The sequence below is a fragment of the Pseudomonas sp. G1002 genome, from assembly GCF_013385455.1.
In the GTDB taxonomy this organism is placed as follows: Bacteria; Pseudomonadota; Gammaproteobacteria; order Pseudomonadales; family Pseudomonadaceae; genus Aquipseudomonas.
Genome location: NZ_JACAPY010000006.1, coordinates 61326 through 86282, shown reverse-complemented (window position 1 = coordinate 86282; position 24957 = coordinate 61326). Strand labels below are relative to the sequence as shown.

Sequence of the window (24957 nt, the reverse complement as noted above, 5' to 3'; positions counted from 1 at the left end):
TCATGCCAATCGCAAAGTTTGAGATGCCGGACGGCCGTATTGCTCGTTTCGAGATGCCCGATGGAGCCACCCCGGAGCAGGCTCAAGAAGTGTTCTCCCAGATGGCCAAGATGAGCGCGCCCGCCGCGGACGCACCAAAGAAGCCAGCAGCACCAGAGGTCGGCGCTTTTCGGGCGGGCTTGCGAGGCCTGAATGACGGCCTGACCTTCGGTTTTGCTGACGAAATTTCCGGCGGCCTTGCGGCAACGCTGGAGCCATTGATCGGTACCGGCAACCCAGGCAAGACCTGGCGGGAGCGATATGACCAGAACGTCGCGGGCGAGCGCAACCTTGATGCGGCCTCACGCGACCAGCATCCGGTTGCAAATATCGGCGGCGGATTAGTCGGTGGTGTTGTTCCAATGCTTGCCAGCGGCGGTACCACTGCTTTGCCAGGCCTGGCGGCTCGCGCTTCGGCAGCGGCAGCTCCCACGACCGCGCAAGTTATTGGTCGGTCGGCAGCCACCGGTTCGGCTTACGGCGGGTTGTATGGCCTGGGATCAGGCCAGGGGGATCTCGCTGACCGCATTCCTAGCGCAGTGGAAGGGGCGGCACTCGGGGGTGTTGTAGGCGGTGCTTTACCTGTGGCAGCAGTAGCCGCCGGCGCCGTCAAGCGTGCGCTGACTTCATCAGAGAACTCGGCAAACCGTCAACTTCAGCGCGCGCTTGAGCGAGACGGCATTAGCCTTGAGGAGTGGCAGCGTCGGGTTCAGGCCATGCGTGAAGAAAACCCGGCCGCTCTGCCCGTCGACGCTGGGGGCGAGAACGTAGCAGGCCTTCTGGAGCGTGTAACGAATACGCCAGGTGCTGGGCGCACCAAGATCATTCCTGCGCTGAATGAACGCCAGGCAGTTCAACCTGATCGCGTAGCTGAGCAACTCTACAGGCTGACCGGCGCAGGTCGTGGCCGTGACAAACCGGTGGCTATGTCCGATTCCAAGGAGATGACTATTTGGCAGCCGCCTGCACCGGGCTCGCGTGAGGGCGATGCGATGTCGAAGGTCGCCGACGATATGGCCGCCGGCGGCACACCAGAACAGCGCCGGAGTGCCTACCGTGCCCTTGAAGATACGATGAAAGAGCGCGCCAAAGCGGCCGCGCCCTTATACGAGCAGGCTTACAAAGAACCGGTGCCCTGGACCAAGGAGCTTGAGGAGTTAATGGCCCGCCCGGCTATGCAGACGGCATTCCGTGATGCTAAGACGCGCGCTGGAAACCAAGGCCGCCCGTTCTACGGGAAGTTTGTAGAATTGGCCGACGATGGAACGTTCACCGTCAAGGATGTGCCCAGCACCGGCGACCTGGACATCATGAAGAAAAACCTCGATGACCAGATTGGCGCGTTCATGAGGTCGGGGGAGAAGGGCCGGGCAGGCGACATCATCAACATCAAAAACAAGCTGCTCGGCATCATGGATGAGCACAGCCCCACCTATTCCAAAGCGCGGAAAGTCTGGTCTGACGACTCCAGCTATATGGGGGCAACGGAGAAAGGGCGCGATCTGATCTTCAATCAAAAAATGAGTCCCGAGGAGTTCGCAGACACGTTCCGTAGAATGTCGCCTGCCGACCGAGAAGGCTTCGCGACCGGCGCGGTTTCGTCTGTGATCGGCAAAATGGGCAGCAAGACCAGCACCTATTCGGATGTTGTTCGAGATCTCAACTCACGGAACATGCGCGAGAAAATCGGCGCAATGTTGCCGAATAAGGCTGCGCGGGACCGCTGGAACACCTTGCTCGATCAGGAAGTGGCGTCGACTGCTCTCCGCCAGCGAGCAACCGGTAATAGCGCTACCGCTCGGCGAATGGCCGAAGTTGATGATGAAAGCGGAGCGGTGGAAAGGGCGGGCGGAGCGCTTGCTGATCTTATGGGCGGGCGGTTCTTGGCGTTGACCGGCAAGACTATCGCGGCTGGCTACAAAGGCACCCGTGATCGATTGCACGCTCGTTCGGATGACGCTGTAGCTGAGCGCCTGCTCAAGCCCGAAGTTGCTGCGAAGGCTCAAGACGTTCAGCCGATGCCCGCGATCGAGGCACCGTCGCAAATAGCTGCACCGGGTGCTGTTATTTCAGCCCTGGGAGGCGATGAGTCGGAACAACAACCAACCCCGCCCGAGGCGTCGCGCGCGTCAGTCGCTGCTGGTATTCAAGGGGCTGATCGCACCTCCCCAGCACCTGTGCCAGGGCAAATCACTGCGGGCAACATTGATTTGAACGCCAGGCCCACGGTCAGGAACGCAGACGGCTCGATCAGCACCGTTCGATCAATGTCGATCGGCATCGATGGCAAGGAAGTGCTCATTCCCACAGTAAGCGATGACGGCAGGATCATGTCGGACGACGAGGCGATCCAGACTTATCAGCGCACCGGCAAGCACCTCGGTATGTTCAAGAACCCCGAGAGCGCTAATGCGTACGCTGAAAAGCTGCACGAGGACCAGGCGGAGCAATATGGCGACAAGGATGGCGCCAAGCCCGGTGACGTTCTGCCGGAGGCTGGTGACGATCAAGCCGCCTTGCCCCCTGCCAAAGCGCTGGACCTCGCTGCTCGAAGTGCCGCTACCTCTCCGGATAACGATCTGCCTGAACCGAGTACTGCCCAGAAGGAAGCGGGCAACTATCGCAAGGGGCATATCAAGCTGCAGGGGCTGAACATCGCCATCGAAAACCCACGCGGTTCTGAGCGGAAAGGCGTCGATGCGAACGGCAAGGAGTGGTCGCATTCCATGTCCGACCATTACGGCTACATCAAGCGCACCACCGGTGCTGATGGCGACCAGGTTGACGTGTACGTCGGTCCTGAGCCTTTCAGTCAGCGTGTGTTCGTCGTGGACCAGAAAGACCAAGGCTCAGGCAAGTTTGATGAGCACAAGGTCATGCTGGGTTACACCAGCCAGACGGCGGCGATCAAAGCCTACAAGTCAAACTTCGACAAGGACTGGAGCGTGGGCGACGTCACCGAGATGAAAATGCCGGAGTTCAAGGCCTGGCTCAAGGCTGGCGACACCGCCAAGCCGCTGGCAGCCGCGGCTTCGAAGCCAACTGTGAAGTCCATCAATGCCAAAATGGCAGCGGTACGCCTCGGAGGAATGAGCGCCGAACGCAAGAAGCAGGAGCTGGCCAAGCTGGCCCAGGACCGGGACCAGCTCGCCAGTTGATCGAAAGCGGCCCGCTGGCAAAGGGGCCGCACCCCACTTAATCCGGCCGTGAGGCCCCACCCAGTAGGTACTCCAGATGCCTGGAAAATCTCCAGATCCGACACTTTTCACTGATTCAGACCGCCTGAAACCAGGTGAGCGAGAGCCAATCCGCGCGCTGAACCCGCTGCCGTTGGACGGCCAGGTGCTCTGTTCATGCGGTTGTGGCTGGTTCGGCCCCGCCGGGCAGCGCCAGGACGGCGAGTGTCCCGCGTGTCGCTCTACTGCGGCAAAAGCGCCCAGCAAGGCGGTGATCCATGTTTACGAGACCCTGGTCAAGTTGCTGAGCGACAGCAGTGAACGACTCAAGGGCGCCCAGATTGACTGCATATCGCTGCGCGCGATGGTGGATCAGTCGGTCCAAAATTGCCGAACGCTGCAGGACGTCCAGACGCCACTCACCGCAAAGGCAGCTGCATTTGACGCCTCAATGAAGCTGATCGGCCTGCCGAAGGATGCTGCTCCTGATGTGTTTCCTGGCGTTGTTCAGTCCATTCTGCACGACCAGCTCCGCTACACCATGCACCGCGACGTGCTACGGCTCGACCAGGCCGCATGGGATGCCGTACAGGACTTCCCACAGCACAAGATGTCTGCGGCTGATTACGACCAGGCGGTTGACCGGCAGATCTCGCGCTGGCGCCAAATTCAACACCAGGCAGAGATGCAACGTCAGGCACAGGAAATAGCCGAGGCCGAGCAGCTTGATGCGGCGGGCGAGCAGCCGGTCGAACCTGAGCAAGTTGAAGGGGAACTGCTGGAAACTGAGCAACCCGAAGCTGCTGGCTAGCGGGCGAACCACCAATCGGTGAAGTTTGATTCTGATCAGTGTTAACGCCCGAGGTACGAATGGGCGTGATCAAACCACCAAAACTGTTAATTATTCAATATCAGCCAATAACTCTAAGTCGTAATCAGGGGCGCTAGCCTTAAGTCCGAATTCCAATCCGGCCAAGCCACTACTTAGGGAGCCACACAAAAAGCGAAATAGCTCTTTCGCGCCGAGTTGATCACGCATGGTCTTGATAGAGGCTTTGCCTGCTTCGTCAGCAGCATTCATCAGTTCATCGAATGTCTCACCCATGGCATCGATGATGCTGTGATTCAGCTGGAAAAGATTCTCAATCTTGCTCTTTACGCTAGGCGTTTGGAATGATAACTCGCTCGCAAGGTGAGCAAATTCGTTGCGCAATTTTCTACATATTGAAAGAGAATCTTCGATGTGACTGTTTATTAGATTCAACTTTGCCGCAATCTTTATCTTTGTTCCAAAATCACCAATGGCTTGGCCTGGTGAAAAAATGCTGTTCTTCTCGGACGGAGAGGTATTGAAATAAACACGTAATATCTTTGTCAGTGAGTCATCTAGCCAAGCAGCAGCCAAAACTATCGTTCCTCTATCTGACTCACCCTTTAAGGATTGGACTATCGCCGTAAATGCGTCTGCCATCGCGATGCTTCTGGGATCTGGGGTGCTCATTGGGCCAACTCTTTAAACGGTGTATCCCTCCAAACTAACACAGCTGAATGGGAGCTCCCTTTGGATTTTCTACGTTACTCGCGGGCCCAGGCGTCGATGAACCCCTGGCGCTGGCGTCGCATATGCAGACGACCCGGGGCAACCTGCCCCGCTTGTCAGATATCTCTTACACGAAATTGATCGCGCGCCCGGCCCGATGTTAACTGTACATTCATACAGCTTTTGTAAAGGGCGCGCGGCATGGGCTTCAATATTTTGGGCCCGATAGGTGCCGGTGGCGTCAAATTGCCCCTGTGCTCGTTCCAGGTGCCAGCGGGCTTTTGAGCGGGTCATGACGGTGATCGAGCGCCTGGTGCCCGCCGTCGAGATCTACAGCATTGATAAGAATAAGTTGCATACTATGGACGCCCAAAGCTAGATAGGGCGCCCATGGACATTGACGCTTGCTCTTACAGAGATATCCCTTGGCTACCGTTGAACATATTCATTTCAGTCCGCATGCCTGCGTCAAATATAATTTCATTGGATCCGCGCGGGTCGAGGAAGCTTTGAGGTGGCAGTCGTGGGTGTACACGACTGGCCCTTCTCCAGGAAGGAAAGGCCCAAGGCTACATGAGATATTTTTACGAGACTACCAGCGCATCAAGCAACTTCAGTTCGGTTAGTTTTGAGCAAATGGCCGAGATATCGTTCTTGCCTAGGAGGAAATATGGATTTGAAGCAACAGGAAGTAACTTCGGAGGAGTTCGAGCGGTTCTTCACAGGATTCGAGGCAGAGAACATCCTCGAATGCCATGATCTGGCTGTCAAGCTGGCTGATTTCGCAGGTGAGCCTGCCGCGTTCGTCTTACAGTGCGCGGCAACGATGATGCTGCACCCTAGTGACAAGAGGGTCCCCTTCAGGCCCCTATGGCGTACCGAGCGAGAGACAAGCGCGCGTATCGGCGACTTCAATAGCAAGGCAATGCAAGCGCTCGCTAATGCCACTCCTCTTATCAAAAACCATGAGTTGCGGGCTCGACTCAGCGATTTGGTATGGCTGGAAGTGCGTGACAAGGAACAGCCAAAGATTGCTGTCAGCGCATACATACAGTCTGCCAAGCGACTGTTTGAGGCCGGACGAAACTTTCCCGCATTTGCCAGGGTTGAGCGCGCGCTAATGCTCGTTGCTTCGCTACGACAATTGACAGACCGTAGCGCTGTATATGATTACATGAATGAGCTTTTAGCTTCGGACGAACTGTTGCGCTCTGACGTCAATCTGCTGAGGCTTTGCTGGGAATACCGTATAAAAGATGATGATTTCCTCTATGCCAAGGCGCTCGAAACACATCGACATTTCTTTGATAGTAAACAGTATCGGATTGCAGTTTCAGTTCTCGAGACATCACTCAAAAGCTGTCATGGGGACAAACCACGCTCCCATCAAATCCTCCAGCTAATTGCCGAGTGCCACGAAGCGGAAGCGCGGGTGCATAAAGGTTCTATCGCCGCGTCCTGCTACATGCAGGCCATCGAAGCCCTAGAGCGCATACCGGGTACGCGGTCTAAGCGAGACGAACTCTACAAGGAATTGAGAGAGGCACAACGTGATATCCAACATGAGATGGGGCTTTTCTCTCATTCATTCGGAAGTCTGCGTGAATATGCCGAGCATGCAGAAAAGGTTACTGAAGGGACAGACGTGTATGACTCGATCTTCCGACTCGCTTTTGCCATATCAAAACCTTCTGATCTTGAAACCTTAAAAGATACTGTCGGATCGAGCTTGGATCCATTGTTGGCTGATTTCGGTGGGATTCATATCGACCATGAGGGGATGACAGTCGCGGTTACGCCAAGTGCTGCCGAAGGCGAGGACGCGCAAGCAGATACCGCCCATGACTGGGCTATGCAGAGCCTACGGAACGATCATACATTAGAGGTCAATGCCAGAATCCTGCCCGCCTTGGACGGTATTGCGAGCAAATATTATTTTCATGAGGAGATCTTGGACTCTTTCTTGGCGAGAAACCCGCTAGTACCGGATGGTCATCAGGAGTTCTTTTCGCGTGGTCTGGTGGCGGGACTAAATGGCGATTACCTTTCGGCAGTCCATTATCTCATCCCCCAGTTAGAGAACTCCCTGCGTTATCGCTTAAAGCAGTTCGAGAAGGAGCCTTCAAAGCGATACCCGGACAACTCTCAGGAGCGAGACGGCCTAAAGGCCCTGCTCGATGAAGAGTTGCTGATTGCTGATCTGGGGGCGCCGCTACTCGGAAATTTACGGGCTATTCTATTGGATAAAGTGTATGGGGACATGCGCAACCACCTGTCCCATGGATACGTGCCTGCCCACGTCTTCAAGGGTGATGCAGCGGTCATGCTGTGGTGGCTGGTGTTGCGAATGGTTCTGACGCCCTACATCAAGTTTTGGGAACAGAAATACGGCGACAATTTTCGAGATGAAATCAGATCAGGACGCTTCGACTTTACCACATCCATTAACGAGAATTAATTTGACAGTACGTGTACTGCCTGCGGGAGTTTCGCAAGACTTTCTATCTCGATCAGGCATCACCATGCGGTCCTTGCCCTGGACCGTTAGGTGCCGGATGCCTCTGCGTTCTACCATGTGATTGACGTGCTGTTGAGCAGCTTCTTCGCGGCGCAGGCCTAGCAACACGGCTAGAATCGCCCCATCACGTAGCCCTCTCACCGACGTATTATCCAGCGCATCAAGCATCGCCTAGGCCTAGTGACCATCTAGGGCCCGGGTCTTGCCTTGGATAGTTTGAATCCTAGCTCGCTTCACGCCATGCACCGAGTTGCCACCGGCCACCGCGCGGCTGGCTCATAGCTGCCTGTCATGAATGATTCCATCAGGCCAGAAGAGTTGCTGTTCGCAGTCGACCGCAGATTTCGGTATGGACAAATTAGACTCTGAAAGCACTCCATAGGTGGATATCTATGGACACGGTTTATTCAGCGAAAAACTAGAGTTAGCGCCGCTTCCACTCATGTCCATGGGTTGACATCTTTTCTTTACATTTATGAGGCCTTCGCCGACCTGACCGGTATTGCCGGCCTGGATGTGCTCGGGCGCCAGATCCGCGCACGGGTCTTTCAGTGCACCGGAATCCCGGTGGGCGTCGGAATGGCCCACACGAAGACCCTGGCCAAGCTGGCCAACCATACAGCGAAGCGCTTGCAGGCCCAGACCGGTGGTGTAGTGAATATCACCGACCCGGTAAAGCGTGACTGGGTATTGCGCAACACCGACGTTTCGGAGGTGTGGGGTGTTGGCAGAAAGATGAAACTTCACCTGGACACGATGGGCATCAAGACAGCGATGGATTTGGCCAAGGCCGACCCCTGGACGCTCCGCAAGAAATTCAGCGTGGTGATCGAGAAGACTGCGCGGGAGCTGGCCGGCACGTCATGCCTCGAGCTGGACGAGCCCGACCCACCGAAGCAAGAGATCTGCTGTAGTCGGATGTTCGGCAAGCGCCTGACTGAACTGGCGCCGATCAAGGAGGCGGTGGCCACCTACATGATGAGGGCATCCGAAAAGCTTCGCGCTCAAAACTCGCTCTGCAAAAAGGTCCGCGTCTGCATCCGCACTGGGATGTTCAATCCGGAGGAGGCGAAGTATGCCAACGGCGTGGTGGTCGATATGCCGTACCCCACCGATGACGTGCGCCTGCTCACGAAAGCCGCTGTCGAAGCGCTCGACAGGATCTTCAGCCCAGGTTTCAAATACAGCAAAGCCGAAGTGATGCTGCTCAACCTTTGCCAGCCAGGAGAATACACCGACGATCTGTTCGCGATATCGCAGCCGGCCGAGGCAACCCGAGTGATGACGGTTCTTGACCAGATAAACGAGCGCTGGGGGCGCGGCACGCTTCGCGCCGCCAGTGTGCCGTCGAACCCGGACTGGGGAATGCGCCGCGAGATGATGAGCCAGAGCTATACAACGCGGCTTGATCAGCTATGGACGATCAGCTGCAAATAGGCACCACCACCGAAACCCATTGCAAAGGATTGCAAATGACAAACCCAATCGTTCCATGGATGGGCGTCAGGCGACCGATTTCGGATTTTGCCTTGACATTAGTCCACTTTACGCTGGTATCAGCTCGCTGAGGCGGATCGCCAACGCTGATCTAAGTAATTCGAGACCGTGGGAGTCATTGCTATACTCGAGGTATCTGATGTGTCGCAGATCAAATGGGATATCTGCGTTGTTGTTTGTGATAATGATCACCTCTTTGCCCCAAGCGTGCGCCAGCCCGAGCTCGTAAAACACGTTAGGATTTTTGCCTGAGCAGTCAAACACCACCACAGCAGACCGATCTATAAGATTTACGACATCATCAATGACTGCGGCGTTCTGCCAGATATTATCCGCACGATCGCACGCTAGACCGGCACTAATGCAGGCCTGTTGAATTACCTTCCAGACTGGCATGAATGACGGGCCGAAAGGCATCATTGCGGACACAAGCTTTGGGTTTACTTGGGGATGAGCTGGCAACCGGAAAACGGAGGGTGCCCTTGCTGGCTGGCGTATTTCGATGTGGAGAATACGAAATAGATCAGCGCTTTTGATTGCCCAATGCGATCTGTTGAACTCTGTCAGCCCCCTCCCGGATGTGGAAATTTGAAAATTCCTCGCCAACCTAATCAGCTCGCCATGCGGTATCGGAGCGATATTTCTTTCAAAAATCACTTCAAACTGAATTTCTCGACCAACAATTTTAGCGCTCGTGATTCTACCTACATGAGCGAATTGGTCGTCTATGCCTCTAGATTCCTCGGCGAATAGGCACGGCATTTCCTGCAAAGCGGACAGATCCAAACCGGCTTTCGGTTTGAACTGAGCTTCAAGATGTGGCTCCGTGAATTCAAAGACGCGATCTAATGAGAAGCTGTTAAAGCCTTCCGTCCATGGTCCATACCGCATGAGTAGGTTGTACATCAGCCTCATCCCCTAAGCCTGAAAGCTGTCATTAAGCTGGCATAACCGAGCCAAAACCAGCCCTATAAGTACAAAAAAGGCACTTGCGAGAAACGCTAAGTGCCTGATTTGTATAGCTTGTTTGGTGGAGCCGGGGGGATTTGAACCCCCGTCCGCCAGTACTCCGCTGTCGGTACTACATGCGTAGCCGTTTCTATTAAGTTAACCCTCAGCGACCCGAAGGGCAGGGTGCTTTGGGCGAGTTGTGTAAGTTTTAGCCGCTTCGTCCACAACGTACTGCACGGCGATTCTGTTCTATATGACAATCACTTTGGGTTTACAGACATCCCCTGATGATTGCTGGACCCGAAGGTACCAGGAGGGAAGGGCTAAGGCTGCTTACGCAGCGAGAGCGTATTCCCCGTAGGTTTCGTCATTGGCAACTATAAGAAGTTGCAACAGTGGATTTACGAGTTCTGTTACCAACTCGGCATGCACCTAAAGTTTCGCAACCGGCGTCGAATCCTAAACGGCCCCGTGCTTGTAACTCGTTGTTTCTTAGTGAGTGACAAGCCTGTGCAGTGTACGTCAATCGGTCACAGAAGGCCAACCCGAAGGTTGGCCTCGGGCAATCAGCGAGTTACTGATTGCCGCCTTTGTCCGAGTCTTGCAGGCTTTGCAGGGCCTTGGAGGTGATCTCGATGCATTTCTTGTCATCGCCTGCCGCATGGGCTGCTTTGGCTTGGGAAACGGCGGTGTCGATTTCGCCAGATTTGCCGCTGGTGTCGGTGGCGAGCAACGCTTTCCCGTTGTTGATTTTGTCCAGGTTGATTTGGCACAGATCGTCTTTTGTTCCGGCCGCAAACGCGGGGGACGCCAGCATCGCAGCGGTAATGAACAAACCAGCAAGAGCGGAACGCTTCATGGGTATCTCCTTGTGCAAATAGGGCTCGATGCTGCCGGTTTTCCGTGCAGCCAGCGAGGTCACTGATGAGCCTCGTTTGTCGAGGCCTATGCAGATGACTACACCGGCGCGCAGGGGTTCTGTTTTGTCGCTGGATTAGTCGAAAAACCCCGAAATCATTAGGTTTTGCACCCAAAGAGGGCGGCCCTAGTGGGCGCGCGCCTGGGTTACTCGATCCACCAGGTACACCAGGCCGTGGTAATCAATTCCACCGTGTTGTGTCAGGCCAATCTCACACGTACGGCTGGTGGAGATGCCTTCGCTGCAATATTGCACGGCGTCTTTGAGGCTGCGCAGTGAGTGCGCATTCAGCTCCGGCGTGGTGAAGCCTTTGTCGCCGGCAAACCCACAGCAGTGAATGCCTTCAGGGATCACCACGTTTTTGCTGCAACGCCTGGCCAGGTCGATCAGCGCCTGGCTCTCTCCCAGGTGTTGGGTGCTGCAGGTGACGTGCACGGCGATCGGAGCTTCCTGGGGGGTGAAGTCGAGGCGGTCCATCAGGTGCGTGCGGATAAAGCGTACCGGGTCGTAGAGGTCGAGGCGGGTTTCAGCCATGTCCTGGACCAGGCGCAGGGTGCACGGGCTGGTGTCGCAGTAGATCGGGTCGAGGCCGCCACGGCTGGCGTGGAGCAGGGCGCCGATCAGTTCCTGGCGTTTGTGTTCGGCTTGTTCGGCGTAGCCCTTGGATGCGAATGGTTGGCCGCAGCAGAGGTTGTCCTGATTGTCGGGGAAGACTACCTGGTAACCGGCTTTTTCCAGCAGGCCGCGGGTTTTGTCGTACAGCGACATCTGTTCGTGGTCGCCGGCTGCCGGGCCCATCGCGCGTGATACGCAGGCGGCGAGGTACACCACGCGGGGTCGCTCATCGCTCACGGCGGGGCTGAAGCGAATGGCCTTTTCCGGTTGCGGCATGGCGTTGGTCCACTGGGGGATTTGCCCCTTGGACAGGCGGGTCACCGTGGCCGAGAGCTTCGCCAGTCGCGGCGCGCCCAGCAGCATGCGCGCGCCGTTGGCCACGTGCAGGGTGAAGCGCGCACCTTGCAGTGCCGTGGCGAAGTGCGTCGACAGCCATTCGGCGGTTTTCGTACGGTCGGCGTCGCGGCTGCGCAGCTTTTTCACCAGGTCGCCGGTATTGATGCCTACCGGGCAGCGTTGGGCGCAAAGCCCGGTGGCCGCGCAAGTGTCGATGCCCTGGTATTGATAGGCCGCCTCCAGTTCGGTGGTATCGATGCCTGCGCGTTTCCGGGCCTGGATATCGCGCCAGATTACGATGCGTTGGCGTGGGCTCAGGGTCAGTCCTTTCGACGGGCACACCGGTTCGCAGAAACCGCACTCGATGCACTTATCCACAAGCTCGTCGGCGGCGGGCAGTGGCTTGAGGTGCTTGAGGTGGATTTTCGGGTCTTCGCTGAGCACCACGTCCGGGTTGAGAATGCCGTTGGGGTCGAGCAGGCGCTTGAGTTGCCACATCAACTGGTAGGCATCGCTGCCCCATTCCAGTTCGACAAAGGGCGCCATGTTGCGACCGGTACCGTGCTCGGCCTTCAGCGAGCCGCCAAACTCCACGGCCACCAACTGGGCGACGTCGTCCATGAATGCCTGGTAGCGTGCGACTTCTTGCGCGCTGTTGAAGCCTTGGGTGAACACAAAGTGCAGATTGCCTTCCAAGGCGTGTCCGAAAAGGATCGCTTCGTCGTAGTGATGTTTGTCGAACAGCTCGATCAGGCGATTGACGCCAATGGCCAGTTGTTCCACCGGGAAGGTCACGTCTTCGATAATCACGGTGGTGCCGGTTTTGCGCACGGCGCCCACGGCGGGGAAGGTGTCTTTGCGGATCGCCCACAGCCGGGCGTTTTCCACCGGGTCTTCGGTGAAGTCGACTTGTTTCTCCACTGGGAAGCTGGCCAGGGAAGCCATGATCAGCGCCAGTTGCTCATGGAGCAGCGAGGGCGAGGCGGCGCGGGATTCGATCAGCAGGGCGCAGGCATTTTCCGATAGCTGCTGTACGAAAGCCGGCATGCCGGGTTTGTCCTGCACCGAACGCATGCTACGGCGGTCCAGTAGTTCAACCGCTGAAACAGGTTGGGTTTTGAGTACGGTCACCGCGTTGCAGCAGGTTTCCACATCGGGGAACACGATCAGGGCCGAGGCTTTGTTCGGGTGGTCGATCACCGTGTCGTAGGTCACTGCGCTGATAAAGCCCAGGGTGCCTTCGGAGCCGACCAGCAAATGGCTGAGGATATCCAGTGGCTCGTCGAAATCCACCAGGGCGTTGAGTGACAACCCGGTGGTGTTTTTCAGGCGGTATTTGTGGCGGATTTTTGCAGCCAATTCGGCGTTGGCCCGGGTTTCTCGACCGAGTGCCGCCAGGCGGTCAAGCAGGTCGCCGTGACGTTGGCGAAAGGCCGCAACACTGGCCGGATCTTCCGTGTCCAGGCGGCTGCCGTCGGCCAGTACCAAGCGAATGCCCGCCAGGGTGTGATAGGTATTCTGCGCCGTGCCGCAGCACATGCCGCTGGCATTGTTGGCGACGATGCCGCCAATCTTGCAGGCATTGATCGACGCCGGGTCCGGGCCGATCTTGCGCCCGAACGGTGCCAGCCAGGCGTTGGCCTGCGCCCCGATCACGCCGGGCTGCAGACGAATTTGTGTGCCCTGGCCGCGAATCTCGCGCCCGTTCCAATTGTCCCCCAGCACGATCAGTACCGAGTCGCTGATGGCCTGTCCCGAAAGGCTGGTGCCCGCCGCACGAAAGGTCACCGGCACGCGGTCGCGCTGGGCCAGTTGCAGCAGGGCCACCACTTCATCTTCCGATTCAACCCGGATTACCAGTTGTGGGATCAGTCGGTAAAAACTGGCGTCGGTGCCGAAGGCGAGGGTGGAAAGTGGATCGTCGAAACGACGATCTTTCGGGATCAGTTGTGCGGCGTCGCTCAGAAAAGCAGCAGGCAGGCTCATCGGTCCTCCAGAAATAGCAGACGCCGGAATCGCTGCCCGGCGTCGGTTCTTACCCTATCGCGTGCAGGTCTTAGTGCACCAGCATACCGGTGAACCAGTAAGCCTGGGCCAAGGTGATCAGCCCGACGATCGTCGCGAAAAACAGGCTGTGCTTGAGGGTAAAGCGGAACAGGTCGGATTCCTTGCCCACCAGGCCAGTGGCGGCGCATGCCACGGCAATCGACTGCGGCGAGATCATCTTGCCGGTCACGCCGCCGCTGGTGTTTGCCGCTACCAGCAAGGTGTCGTTGACGCCGATCTGGTGCGCGGTGGTGGCTTGCAGCGAGCTGAACAGTGCGTTGGATGAAGTATCAGAACCCGTCAGGAATACCCCGAGCCAGCCAAGGAATGGCGAGAAGAACGGGAATGCCGCGCCGGTAGCCGCCAGCACCAGGGCCATGGTTGATGACATGCCCGAATAGTTGGTGACGAAGGCAAAGGCCAGCACCATGCCGATGGAAAGGATCGGCCAGCGCAGCTCATAAAAAGTTTCTTTCAAGGTGGTCAGACCAGTTTTGAAATCAATCTTCAGCACCAGCATCGATACCAGGGCGGAGAAGAAAATCGCCGTGCCGGTGGCGGAAATCGGATCAAGCTTGAATACCGCCGGGATGGCTGTCGGGGTGGCAACGATGGGCGCGACCTTGATCACCAGTTGATCCAGGTGCGGGATCGCAAAGTTGAATACCGAGCTGTACATCGCGCCGCCGGCGGCGAACATCGCCTTGAAGGGCTTGAGGGTCCAGATGGTGACCAGCACGGTCAGGATCAGGAACGGCGACCAGGCCTTGAAAATTTCCCCCAGGCTGTAAGGCGAAGCCAGGGTGTTGCGCGGCAGGCCAAAGCCACCGGCGCTGGCAGTGACGGCAGTGCCGGACGTTGCGCCAACGATTTGCGCGCCGGCACTGCGCTTGGGCTGCCAGACTTTCAGGAACAGGGTCAGGGAAATCAGGCTGGCCAGGGCCGAGGTGATGTCCGGCAGTTCCGGGCCGATGAAGTTCGAGGTGAAGAACTGGGTTACGGCGAAGCTCAGGCCCGCAACCAGCGCGGCAGGCCAGGTTTCCTTGACGCCGCGCAGGCCGTCCATCATGAACACCAGCCAGAACGGCACGAACAACGACAGCAGCGGCAATTGGCGACCGGCCATGGCGCCGATCTTGAACGCGTCGATCCCGGTCACTTGCCCGGCCACGATGATCGGAATCCCCAGTGCGCCGAACGCAACGGGGGCGGTGTTGGCAATCAGGCACAGGCCGGCGGCATACAGCGGGTTGAAACCCAGGCCTACCAGCAGTGCGGCAGTAATCGCCACCGGTGCGCCGAAACCGGCGGCGCCTTCCAGGAACGCGCCGAAGCAGAAGCCGATCAGCAGCACTTGCAGGCGCTGGTCGTCGGTAATCGACAGCACGGAGCTGCGGATGATTTCGAACTGGCCGCTCTTGACCGTCAGTTTGTACAGGAATACGGCGGCGACGATGATCCAGGCGATTGGCCACAGGCCGTAGGCGAAGCCATAACCGGCGGCGGCGAGCGCCATGTCGACCGGCATCTGGAAGGCAAATATCGCCACCAGGATCGACAGTGCCAGGGTGATGCTGCCCGCAACGTGGCCTTTGAGGCGAAACACCGCCAGGGCCAGGAAGAAAAATACGATGGGAATGACGGCGGCCAGTGCGGACAGGCCGAGGCTGCCGAGCGGGCTGTAGAGCTGTTGCCAGGTTTGCATATGGGGTGGCCCCTAATTGTTGTTGGTCAGGCACTGCTTGGATGATTTGGGTAATTGGTATTACCAATTTACAATCACCGTTGGCTAGGTTAAAAGCCTTCTGGGGGATGTGTCAATTTGCCGCTTGTGAATCTTTGGTCGTAGGTCGGGGTTGGTGGGTGCTGATTGGCTTAAACGAGGGCGTTCTGATAGGTGCCGGATACGCGGCGATAGGCCAGAATAGGGGCCCCGGCGAGTGGTCGGGATGGTGGAGAGTGAGCTATGGGGTTTGATCAGGTGCGTCAGCGCCGTTTGTCTGACGACATCGTCGAGCAGCTTGAGGGCATGATCCTTGAGGGCACGCTGAAGTCGGGCGAGCGCTTGCCGGCCGAGCGCGCACTGGCCGAGCAGTTCGGGGTGTCGCGGCCGTCGTTGCGTGAGGCGATCCAGAAGCTGGTGGCAAAAGGTTTGCTGATCAGTCGCCAAGGTGGTGGCAATTATGTGGTGGAGTCGCTGGGTTCAACCTTCAGTGATCCGCTGCTGCATCTGCTGGAAAATAATCCGGAGGCTCAGCGTGATCTTCTGGAGTTTCGTCAGACCCTGGAGGCCTCGTGCGCGTATTACGCAGCGTTGCGTGCCACTGAGGTGGACCGCGAGCGGCTGACCGCGGCGTTCGAGGAGTTGCAGGATTGCTACACGCGGTCGGATGAAGTGAGCCGGGCGGAAGAGGGCGCGGCGGATGCGAGGTTTCACCTGGCCATCGCCGAGGCCAGCCATAACGCGGTATTGCTGCACACCATTCGCGGCCTGTTCGACCTGCTCAAGCGCAACGTGGTGACCAACATTGGTGGCATGTATCAGCAGCGTACGGAGACCCGCGACATGCTGATCAATCAGCACCGGGACCTGTATCTGGCGATTATCGAGGGGCGTGCCGAGCAGGCACGGGAAGTATCAACACGTCACCTGCTGTATGTGCAGGAAGTGCTGGAGGAAGTGCGGCAGGAGGTTCAGCGCATGGCCCGGGCGGAACGGCGCAAAGGGATGTAGCAAATGCTGTGGATGAGGGAGCGGGCTCCGTCATCCACATCAAGTCACAAGAAAGTCAGTCTTCCTTGCCCTTGTTGCGCACGGCACGCTGCAATTCCCGGTTGGAATCGCGCTCGCGCTCGGTATCACGCTTGTCGTATTCCTTCTTGCCCTTGCCCAGTGCGATCTCGCATTTGACCAGGTGCTTGCTCCAGTACCACGACAGGCAGACACAGGCGTAGCCCTTTTGCTGCACGGCCGCGTGGAGCTTTTCCAGCTCGCGGGCATTGAGCAACAGCTTGCGCGTGCGCACCGGGTCGGCGATCACGTGGGTGCTGGCGGTCATCAGCGGCGTGATATGACTGCCGAGCAGCCATGCCTCGCCGTCTTTGAGCAGCACATAACTGTCGACCAGCTGCAGCTTGCTGGCACGCAGACTTTTTACTTCCCAGCCGGCCAGGACCAGACCAGCCTCGAAACGATGTTCGATGAAGTAATCGTGTCGCGCCTTTTTATTTTGCGCGATGGTCCCTGTTGGGTGTTTCTTTTGTTTAGCCATAGGGGCGGCATTATAGGGAGTTGCGAGCGCGTCGGCTACGGTCAACCTGCGTGCTTGAGCGTGTTGAATGAATCCCGGACAATGCAGGCTGGTTTTTGATTTTTTTCTTTCGCGAATCCTGTTGTCCTTTCGCGATGTTTGCCGCTCAGCTGTGGAAATAACGCTCACATGACGACGCATATTCAACGTTCGGCCCTGCTGCCTTATCCGGCACAGGCGCTCTATGACCTGGTCAACGACGTGGCGCGTTACCCGGAGTTCCTTCCTTGGTGTTCGACTGCCGAGGTGTTGGAGAGCAGTGATGAGCACATGGTTGCCAGCGTGGGGGTGGCAAAGGGCGGCTTGAGCCAGCACTTTGTCACGCGCAACACGCTGGTGCCCGGGCAGTCCATCGAGATGAATCTCGAAGAAGGTCCATTCACTCAGTTGCACGGTGTGTGGGTGTTCAAGGCGTTGAACGAGAAAGCCTGCAAGATCAGCCTGGACCTGTCGTTCGACTATGCCGGCCCTATCGTGCGTGCCACGCTGGGGCCACTGTTCAATCAGGCGGCCAATACTCTGGTGGACGCGTTTTGCCAGCGCGCCAAGCAAATGCATGGCTGAGCCATTGGTTGAAATCGAGGTGGTGTACGCCGCGGTGGATCGCCAGGTGTTGATGAGCCTGGCAGTAGCGCCGGGCTCAACCCTCAGGGCTGCAGTCTTGGGCTCGGGAATGGCTGCGCAATTTCCGGAGCTGAATCTGCAGGATTGCCCCTTGGGGATTTTCGGCAAGGTGGTAGCGGACGCTGACGTGCGTGTGGTGCAGGCTGGAGACCGAATCGAGATCTATCGGCCATTGCTGGCAGATCCGATGGAGATACGTCGCTTGCGTGCGGCGAAGGCTGCCAAGGCAAAACAGCAGAATTCATAGCTTGAGAAACGGCAGACAACAAAAAGCCCGGCATGCCGGGCTTTTTATCGAGCGTTACAAAATTACTGCGGGCTGGCGTCCAGAGGTTCTGGAGTTGGCACCGGAACGGTTTGCACGCCGTCGACGCCTTTCTGGATCTCGTCCAACAACGAGCCAGGCTTGGCCGGTACTTCGGACTTCGGCTTCTCCTCGTTCTGCGCGGGCGCAGGAGCGGTGGTGCCGTTGTCCTTGCCCAGCAAGGCTTCATCGCGGCTTACGCCCGGTTTGAAGTCCCCCGACAGGCTGACGAGCTGGTCATTGCCATTGAAGATGACACTGACCCGCTCCTGCTGGCGTTCACCGCCACCAGGTTGGATGCTATAGAGATAATCCCAGCGATCGGCATGGAATGTGTCGGTCAGCAGGGGATTGCCCATGATAAACCGTACTTGCCGTCGGGTCATTCCCGGGCGTAACTGGTCTATCATGTCCTGCGTGACGACATTGCCCTGCTGGATGTCGATTTTGTAAACCCCGGGGAATGAACAACCGGCGAGTGCGAGCAGTCCCACAAAGGTGAAACTGGTTAGCAAGAGCTTGGTGTTTTGCATCGGTGGGCGACTTCCACTATCTTGGCTGGGACAACGTAAACGCCGATCATACCCGTATTAAGAGAAGCTGCGAAGCAGCATCCGCGAGAAAGCTAACCATGGTTGAAAATAGCGAACTACGCAAAGCCGGTCTTAAAGTGACTCTGCCACGAGTCAAGATTCTACAAATGCTCGATTCTGCTGAGCAGCGCCACATGAGTGCCGAGGATGTATACAAGGCGCTGATGGAGTCTAACGAGGACGTCGGCCTGGCCACGGTTTACCGTGTTCTGACCCAGTTTGAAGCAGCAGGACTGGTGGTTCGTCATAATTTCGACGGCGGTCATGCAGTGTTCGAACTGGCCGACGGCGGTCATCACGACCACATGGTTGACCTGGATACCAATGAGGTTATCGAGTTCACCAGTCCGGAAATCGAGAAGCTCCAGCACATGATCGCTGAGCAGCATGGATTCGATTTGGTGGACCACAATCTGGTTCTCTACATACGTAAGAAAAAGTAAGAAAGCTACGCAGATTCGCTCTGCGAAACGATCGAAGGCGACCCTAGGGTCGCCTTCGTGCTTTCTATAGAAAGAAAATACTCAGTAAGCCAGGCTTCAGGCCTTCGCGGTTACCACCATTTTCTTCGCGTGAGCCAAGGACTCCTTGGTCAAGTCGATGCCGCCGAGCATCCGCGCCACTTCTTCTACCCGTTCGGTCTTGTTCAGCTTGGACACGGCGGTATGGGTCGCATCGCTGCCTCGCACCTTGTGCACGAACAAGTGCTGATGCCCTTGGGCGGCTACTTGTGGCAAGTGGGTAACGGTCAGTACCTGGCCGCGATCGCCCAGCCGGCGCAGCAACTGGCCCACGATCTCGGCCGTCGGGCCGCCGATCCCTACGTCCACTTCATCGAATACCAGTGTTGGCACGCGAGAGGTCTGGGCGGTGATCACCTGAATCGCCAGGCTGATCCGCGACAGCTCGCCGCCGGAAGCTACCTTTGCCAGTGCCTTGAGTGGCTGGCCCGGGTTCGCGCTGACCAGCAGTTCTACCTGTTCAAGGCCGTTGGGCAGCAGCTCATTGCTGGTGTTGGTGTGCAACTCGATGGTGAAGCGCCCGCCGGGCATGCCCAGGCGCTGGATTTCCTGCTCTACCGCACTGGCCAGGCCGGTCGCTGCCTGATGGCGCAGGTCGCTGAGTTCTCGGGCTTTCTCGTGATAATGGCGAGCGAAGGACGCCAGCTCTTCACCCAGTCGCTCGATGGATTCGTCGTTGGCGTTCAGGGTTTCAATTTCATCCAGCAGCTTTTGCTGCATGGTTGCGACTTCGGTCGGCTGGATCCGGTGTTTGCGCGCCAGGGTGTAGATGGTGTCCAGGCGCTCTTCTATATCCTGCAGGCGGGCTGGGTCGGCATCGAAGTGATCGAGGAAGCGGTTCAGCTCGCCCACGGCTTCTTCTACCTGGATTTGCGCGCTGGTCAGCAAGGTGGTGGCTTCGTTCAGCGAGCCTGATGCGTTATTCACGCTGGATAGCCGGTTCAGGCTGGCAGTCAGGGCGTTGAGCACATTGCCGGAGTCACTTTCGCTGCACTGCTCCACTACTTGCCGACAGATACCCAGCAGGGTTTCGGCGTTGGTCAGGTTCTTGTGTTCCTGTTCCAGTTGCTCCAGTTCCGTCTCGCCGAGCCCCAGGCTTTCCAGTTCTTCCAGTTGGTAGCTGAGCAACTGGTGACGGGCGCGCTGCTCGTCGCCGGAGTTGGAGAGGCGCTCCAGCTCCTGGCGGGTCTGGCGCCAGCGTTGCGCGGCCAGTTGCACTTGGCGCGCCAGGTCCGTGGCGCCGGCGTACTCGTCGAGGAGTCGGCGATGGGTGTCGGTTTTCAGCAGGGACTGGTGTTCATGCTGGCTGTGGATATCGATCAGCAGTTCGCCCAGGGCTTTCAAATCGCCGAGCGGGCAGGGCGTGCCATTTATATAGCCGCGGGAGCGCCCTTCGGCCGTGATCACCCGGCGCAGGATGCACGGGCCTTCATTGTTAAGGTCGCGCTCGGCAAGCCAGGCCTCGGCTTCCGGGATATCGGCCAGGTCAAAGGTGGCGAGGATGTCGGCCTTGTCGGCGCCCGGGCGTACCACCCCGCTGTCGGCGCGATCACCCAGGGTCAGGCCCAGAGCGTCGAGCATGATCGACTTGCCGGCGCCGGTTTCGCCTGTGATTACGCTCATCCCGCGATCCAGTTCAAGATCCAGATGTTCAACGATGGCGTAGTGATGTACGGACAGGTGCACCAGCATGACGGCCGCTCCCAGGCTTTAGGTCTGGTTATTTATACAGTGTTTTGTTTGGAGGTGACAATCCTGATGCTTAGTCCGATTTGCTTGAATAAATCGCTTTTTAAGCGCAACAGGGAATGATTGATAAGAATTGATCCAGGACAAGTGAAAGACTTTTGGTAACGCCTCGACCCTTGAACCTGAAAATTGTGGCCCCATATACCGGAACAGAAGCGCGAGTCGAGTTCGCGCATGATTTTGAAAGGAGAAATCTATGGCTGACGAACAGACGCAGGATACGCAAAATCCAGACGCCAACCAGGCCGCAGGTGAAGACCTGGCCGCTCGTGTGCAAGTGCTCGAAGAGCAATTGGCAGGCGCACAGGATCAATCGTTGCGTGTTGCCGCCGATCTGCAGAACGTCCGCCGCCGCGCCGAGCAGGATGTAGAAAAAGCTCACAAATTCGCCCTGGAAAAATTTGCCGGTGATCTTTTGCCGATCATCGACAGCCTGGAGCGTGGCCTTGAGCTGTCCAATCCGGACGACGAAAACATCCGCCCAATGCGCGAAGGGATCGAACTGACCCTGAAAATGTTCCAGGACACCCTGAAGCGTTATCAGCTGGAAGCCATCGATCCGCAAGGCGGCGAGCCGTTCAATGCCGAGCATCACCAGGCAATGGCGATGCAGGAAAACGCTGATCTTGAACCGAACAGCGTATTGAAGGTGTTCCAGAAGGGTTACCAGCTCAACGGTCGCTTGCTGCGCCCGGCAATGGTTGTGGTGAGCAAGGCTCCTGCACCGGTTGCACCTTCTATTGATGAGCAGGCTTGAAATAAGTCGTAACGGCCCCATCTATAAGTCAAGCGTTTAAGTACTGCCGCAGTTAGCCACCACTGCTGCGGCAAAAAAATCTAAGTTTCGGGAGAGTAAATCATGGGCAAAATTATCGGTATCGACCTGGGGACTACCAACTCCTGCGTCTCCGTGCTGGAAAACGGCGTATCCAAAGTTATTGAAAACGCTGAAGGCGCACGCACCACTCCGTCCATCGTGGCTTATGCCAACGACGGCGAAATCCTGGTGGGCCAGTCCGCCAAGCGTCAAGCTGTGACCAATCCGCATAACACCCTGTACGCGGTGAAGCGTCTGATCGGTCGTAAGTTCGACGAAGAAGTCGTACAGAAAGACATCAAGATGGTCCCGTACAAAATCGCCAAGGCTGACAACGGTGACGCCTGGGTTGAAGTGAACGGCCAGAAAATGTCGCCGCCACAAATCTCGGCTGAAATCTTGAAAAAGATGAAGAAAACCGCCGAAGACTACCTCGGTGAAGCCGTGACTGAAGCGGTGATCACCGTTCCGGCCTACTTCAACGACAGCCAGCGCCAGGCGACCAAAGACGCCGGCCGTATTGCTGGCCTGGACGTGAAACGTATCATCAACGAACCAACCGCAGCCGCTCTGGCCTACGGTATGGACAAGGCCAAGGGCGACCACACTGTGATCGTTTACGACCTGGGTGGCGGTACCTTCGACGTTTCCGTGATCGAAATCGCTGAAGTCGATGGCGAGCACCAGTTCGAAGTGTTGGCCACCAACGGTGACACGTTCCTGGGCGGTGAAGACTTTGACATTCGTCTGATCGACTACCTCGTTGACGAATTCAAGAAAGAAAGCGGCATGAACCTCAAGGGTGACCCGCTGGCCATGCAGCGCCTGAAAGAAGCCGCTGAGAAAGCCAAGATCGAACTGTCTTCGAGCAATTCGACCGACGTGAACCTGCCGTACATCACTGCAGACGCTACCGGTCCTAAGCACTTGAACGTGAAAATCTCCCGCGCCAAGCTGGAAGCGCTGGTAGAAGACCTGGTTCAACGCACCATCGAGCCTTGCCGCATTGCGCTGAAAGACTCGGGTATCGACGTTGGCGCGATCAACGACGTGATCCTGGTGGGCGGTCAGACCCGTATGCCACTGGTTCAGAAGCTGGTTACCGAGTTCTTCGGTAAAGAAGCGCGTAAAGACGTGAACCCGGACGAAGCAGTTGCCATGGGTGCTGCCATCCAGGGTGCGGTATTGGCCGGCGACGTGAAAGACGTTCTGCTGCTGGACGTAAGCCCGCTGACCCTGGGTATCGAAACCATGGGTGGCGTGATGACTGCGCTGATCGAGAAAAACACCACGATTCCTACCAAGAAATCGCAAGTGTTCTCGACTGCCGACGACAACCAGGGCGCCGTGACCATTCACGTGCTGCAAGGTGAGCGTAAGCAAGCCGGTCAGAACAAGTCCCTGGGCAAGTTCGACCTGGCCGAGATTCCACCAGCACCACGTGGCGTGCCGCAAATTGAAGTGACCTTCGACATCGACGCCAACGGCATTCTGCACGTAGGCGCCAAAGACAAGGCCACCGGCAAGACTCAGTCGATCGTGATCAAGGCTAACTCGGGTCTGTCCGAGGAAGAAATCCAGCAGATGATCCGTGACGCTGAAGCCAACGCTGACGAAGACCGCAAGTTCGAAGAGCTGGCCGCTGCCCGTAACCAGGGTGATGCACTGGTTCACTCGACTCGCAAAATGATCGCTGACGCTGGCGACAAAGTGACTGCCGAAGAGAAAACTGCAATCGAAGCCGCAGTAGTTGCCCTGGAAGCCGCCGTTAAAGGCGACGACAAGGCTGCCATCGAAGCCAAGGTTGAAGAGCTGTCGAAAGTCTCTGCGCCAGTGGCTCAGAAAATGTACGCCGAACAAGGCCAGCCGGCTGACGGTGCTGCACACCAGGCAGAACCTGAAGCCAAGCACGACGACGTTGTCGATGCCGAGTTCGAAGAAGTCAAAGACCAGAAGTAACTTGGTCGCCCGGTTGACCGCTCACAAGCGGTGACTGGTAGGATGTCGCCGCGCGGGAGCTTGCTCCCGCGTTGGCGTGTCTGGGGTACGCGAATTTTTACAGCATGCGACAACGCTCGGATGCTGGCGGTGTGATCGGGAATGCTCCTGCTTTCCGGACGACAGTCACCGCGTTTTTGGCCGGTTTCCGGTTGAAAGCAGTAACGACCAGGATCGTTGAATTGACGTGAGTTGGGTCCGGGCCTGTATTGGGGCTCAACGAGTTTGGCAAGGCTCAGGAGGGTTTTGCCGGACGTCCTTAAGAGTGCAAAGACTTATGGCAAAGCGTGACTATTACGAAGTGTTGGGTGTGGAGCGCGGCTCCAGCGAGGCGGACCTGAAAAAGGCTTACCGTCGCCTGGCAATGAAGCACCACCCGGACCGTAATCCGGATAGCAAAGAATCCGAAGAGCTGTTCAAAGAGGCCAATGAAGCCTACGAATGCCTGTGTGATCCGAACAAGCGCGCCGCTTACGATCAGTATGGCCATGCCGGTGTCGACCCAAGCATGGGTGGCGGCGGTGCCGGTTTCGGCGGGCAGAACTTCTCCGATATTTTCGGCGACGTGTTCAGCGACTTCTTTGGCGGCGGCCGTAGTGGCCAGCGTGGCGGTGCCCAGCGTGGCAGCGACCTGCGCTACACCCTGGAGCTGAACCTGGAAGAAGCGGTGCGCGGTACCAGCGTCAATATCCGTGTTCCGACGCTGGTCAATTGCAAGCCGTGCGACGGTTCGGGCGCCAAGAAAGGCTCCTCGCCGATCACTTGCCCGACTTGCGGCGGTATCGGCCAGGTACGCATGCAGCAAGGCTTCTTCTCGGTGCAGCAAACCTGCCCGCGCTGCCACGGCCAGGGCAAGATCATTTCCGATCCGTGCGACTCGTGCCACGGCGAGGGGCGTGTCGAAGAGTACAAGACCCTCTCGGTGAAAGTGCCGGCGGGTGTTGATACCGGCGACCGCATTCGTCTGTCGGGCGAAGGCGAGGCGGGCACTCAGGGCGGCCCGACGGGCGACCTGTACGTGGTGATCAATGTGCGCGAGCACTCGATCTTCCAGCGCGACGGCAAGCATCTGTTCTGTGAAGTGCCGATCAGCTTTGTCGATGCGGCCCTGGGTGGCGAGCTTGAGATTCCGACGCTGGACGGTCGGGTCAAGCTGAAGATCCCTGAGGGTACGCAGACCGGCAAGCAGTTCCGTATCCGTGGCAAAGGCGTTGCGCCGGTGCGCGGTGGCGGTGCTGGTGACCTGATGTGCCGTGTGGCGGTAGAGACGCCGGTGAACCTGGGGCGTCGTCAGCGCGAACTGCTGGAAGAGTTCCGCAGCTCCCTGGCCGGCGATGACACTCATTCGCCAAAGACCACCGGCTGGTTCGAAGGCGTGAAGCGCTTCTTCGGCGACCTGTAAG

At 57.6% G+C, this 24957-nt stretch carries 19 protein-coding genes, 1 other RNA gene and 1 pseudogene; 11 read left to right on the top strand and 10 right to left on the bottom strand.

The genetic code is table 11. The features are described 5' to 3' along the window. Nucleotides 1-2 precede the first annotated feature (2 nt). On the top strand, nt 3-3197 hold the full coding sequence (locus HX801_RS31920; protein WP_256344196.1) for a hypothetical protein: 3195 nt from the start codon (nt 3-5) through the stop codon (nt 3195-3197). A gap of 76 nt (nt 3198-3273) precedes the next feature. Then, nucleotides 3274-4026 carry a hypothetical protein gene (locus HX801_RS03110; RefSeq protein ID WP_177021531.1) on the top strand — a complete coding sequence of 251 codons (753 nt, stop codon included), beginning with the start codon at nt 3274-3276 and terminating at the stop codon, nt 4024-4026. A 90-nt stretch (nt 4027-4116) separates the two neighbouring features. Here HX801_RS03110 and HX801_RS03105 read toward each other — a convergent pair whose 3' ends face one another. Further along, the gene (locus HX801_RS03105) at nt 4117-4716 is read right to left on the bottom strand and encodes a hypothetical protein (RefSeq protein ID WP_177021530.1); all 600 of its coding nucleotides are present in this window, start codon (nt 4714-4716) and stop codon (nt 4117-4119) included. 709 nt (nt 4717-5425) lie between these two features. Between HX801_RS03105 and HX801_RS03100 the strand changes: the two genes are divergently transcribed. Then, nucleotides 5426-7213 (top strand): DUF4209 domain-containing protein, encoded by a 1788-nt coding sequence (locus tag HX801_RS03100; protein WP_256344195.1) that lies wholly within the window; start codon nt 5426-5428, stop codon nt 7211-7213. Between the two features lie 72 nt (nt 7214-7285). Here the strand turns inward: HX801_RS03100 and HX801_RS31915 are convergent. After that, nucleotides 7286-7546, bottom strand: a pseudogene (locus HX801_RS31915) (integrase); the annotation flags it as partial. 180 nt (nt 7547-7726) lie between these two features. Here HX801_RS31915 and HX801_RS03095 point away from each other — a divergent pair. Further along, on the top strand, nt 7727-8710 hold the full coding sequence (locus tag HX801_RS03095; RefSeq protein WP_256344194.1) for a DUF4113 domain-containing protein: 984 nt from the start codon (nt 7727-7729) through the stop codon (nt 8708-8710). A gap of 108 nt (nt 8711-8818) precedes the next feature. On the opposite strand, the gene HX801_RS03090 is transcribed toward HX801_RS03095, so the two are convergent. The 5 genes from HX801_RS03090 to HX801_RS03070 form a co-directional block, all read right to left on the bottom strand. Continuing rightward, nucleotides 8819-9676, bottom strand: a complete 858-nt coding sequence (locus HX801_RS03090) for a hypothetical protein (RefSeq protein ID WP_177021529.1) — start codon at nt 9674-9676, stop codon at nt 8819-8821. Nucleotides 9677-9798: 122 nt separating this feature from the next. Then, nucleotides 9799-10192, bottom strand: a transfer-messenger RNA (tmRNA) gene (gene ssrA, locus HX801_RS03085). Nucleotides 10193-10295: 103 nt separating this feature from the next. After that, nucleotides 10296-10580: a hypothetical protein gene (locus HX801_RS03080; protein ID WP_008436825.1), complete on the bottom strand. Its 285-nt coding sequence runs from the start codon at nt 10578-10580 to the stop codon at nt 10296-10298. Between the two features lie 186 nt (nt 10581-10766). Then, nucleotides 10767-13577 carry an FAD-binding and (Fe-S)-binding domain-containing protein gene (locus HX801_RS03075; protein ID WP_177021528.1) on the bottom strand — a complete coding sequence of 937 codons (2811 nt, stop codon included), beginning with the start codon at nt 13575-13577 and terminating at the stop codon, nt 10767-10769. Between the two features lie 70 nt (nt 13578-13647). Beyond that, the gene (locus HX801_RS03070) at nt 13648-15342 is read right to left on the bottom strand and encodes a lactate permease LctP family transporter (protein ID WP_134325713.1); all 1695 of its coding nucleotides are present in this window, start codon (nt 15340-15342) and stop codon (nt 13648-13650) included. Nucleotides 15343-15603: 261 nt separating this feature from the next. Between HX801_RS03070 and HX801_RS03065 the strand changes: the two genes are divergently transcribed. Further along, nucleotides 15604-16371: an FCD domain-containing protein gene (locus tag HX801_RS03065; protein WP_003212240.1), complete on the top strand. Its 768-nt coding sequence runs from the start codon at nt 15604-15606 to the stop codon at nt 16369-16371. Between the two features lie 55 nt (nt 16372-16426). On the opposite strand, the gene smpB is transcribed toward HX801_RS03065, so the two are convergent. Next, nucleotides 16427-16909, bottom strand: a complete 483-nt coding sequence (gene smpB, locus HX801_RS03060) for an SsrA-binding protein SmpB (RefSeq protein ID WP_003212238.1) — start codon at nt 16907-16909, stop codon at nt 16427-16429. A gap of 168 nt (nt 16910-17077) precedes the next feature. On the opposite strand from smpB, the gene HX801_RS03055 reads away from it, so the two are divergent. Both HX801_RS03055 and HX801_RS03050 read left to right on the top strand, forming a co-directional pair. Further along, nucleotides 17078-17512 carry a type II toxin-antitoxin system RatA family toxin gene (locus HX801_RS03055; protein WP_003212236.1) on the top strand — a complete coding sequence of 145 codons (435 nt, stop codon included), beginning with the start codon at nt 17078-17080 and terminating at the stop codon, nt 17510-17512. Continuing rightward, entirely contained in the window at nt 17505-17819 is a 315-nt protein-coding gene (locus HX801_RS03050) for an RnfH family protein (protein ID WP_177009217.1), read from the top strand. Before HX801_RS03055 ends, HX801_RS03050 begins: the two co-directional genes overlap by 8 nt. A gap of 62 nt (nt 17820-17881) precedes the next feature. Here HX801_RS03050 and HX801_RS03045 read toward each other — a convergent pair whose 3' ends face one another. Continuing rightward, nucleotides 17882-18409, bottom strand: a complete 528-nt coding sequence (locus tag HX801_RS03045; RefSeq protein ID WP_003212232.1) for an outer membrane protein assembly factor BamE — start codon at nt 18407-18409, stop codon at nt 17882-17884. A gap of 98 nt (nt 18410-18507) precedes the next feature. On the opposite strand from HX801_RS03045, the gene fur reads away from it, so the two are divergent. Further along, on the top strand, nt 18508-18912 hold the full coding sequence (fur, locus tag HX801_RS03040) for a ferric iron uptake transcriptional regulator (protein ID WP_003212228.1): 405 nt from the start codon (nt 18508-18510) through the stop codon (nt 18910-18912). A gap of 96 nt (nt 18913-19008) precedes the next feature. On the opposite strand, the gene recN is transcribed toward fur, so the two are convergent. Continuing rightward, complete coding sequence (gene recN, locus HX801_RS03035) at nt 19009-20682, bottom strand: DNA repair protein RecN (protein WP_177021527.1); 1674 nt, start codon at nt 20680-20682, stop codon at nt 19009-19011. Between the two features lie 253 nt (nt 20683-20935). On the opposite strand from recN, the gene grpE reads away from it, so the two are divergent. The 3 genes from grpE (at nt 20936) to dnaJ (ending at nt 24956) form a co-directional block, all read left to right on the top strand. Next, a complete protein-coding gene (gene grpE, locus HX801_RS03030) occupies nt 20936-21496 on the top strand; it encodes a nucleotide exchange factor GrpE (protein ID WP_003212224.1) in 561 nt (186 codons plus the stop codon). A gap of 102 nt (nt 21497-21598) precedes the next feature. Then, a complete protein-coding gene (gene dnaK, locus HX801_RS03025; RefSeq protein WP_003212222.1) occupies nt 21599-23515 on the top strand; it encodes a molecular chaperone DnaK in 1917 nt (638 codons plus the stop codon). Nucleotides 23516-23831: 316 nt separating this feature from the next. After that, nucleotides 23832-24956 carry a molecular chaperone DnaJ gene (dnaJ, locus tag HX801_RS03020; protein ID WP_177021526.1) on the top strand — a complete coding sequence of 375 codons (1125 nt, stop codon included), beginning with the start codon at nt 23832-23834 and terminating at the stop codon, nt 24954-24956. Nucleotide 24957: the final 1 nt, after the last annotated feature.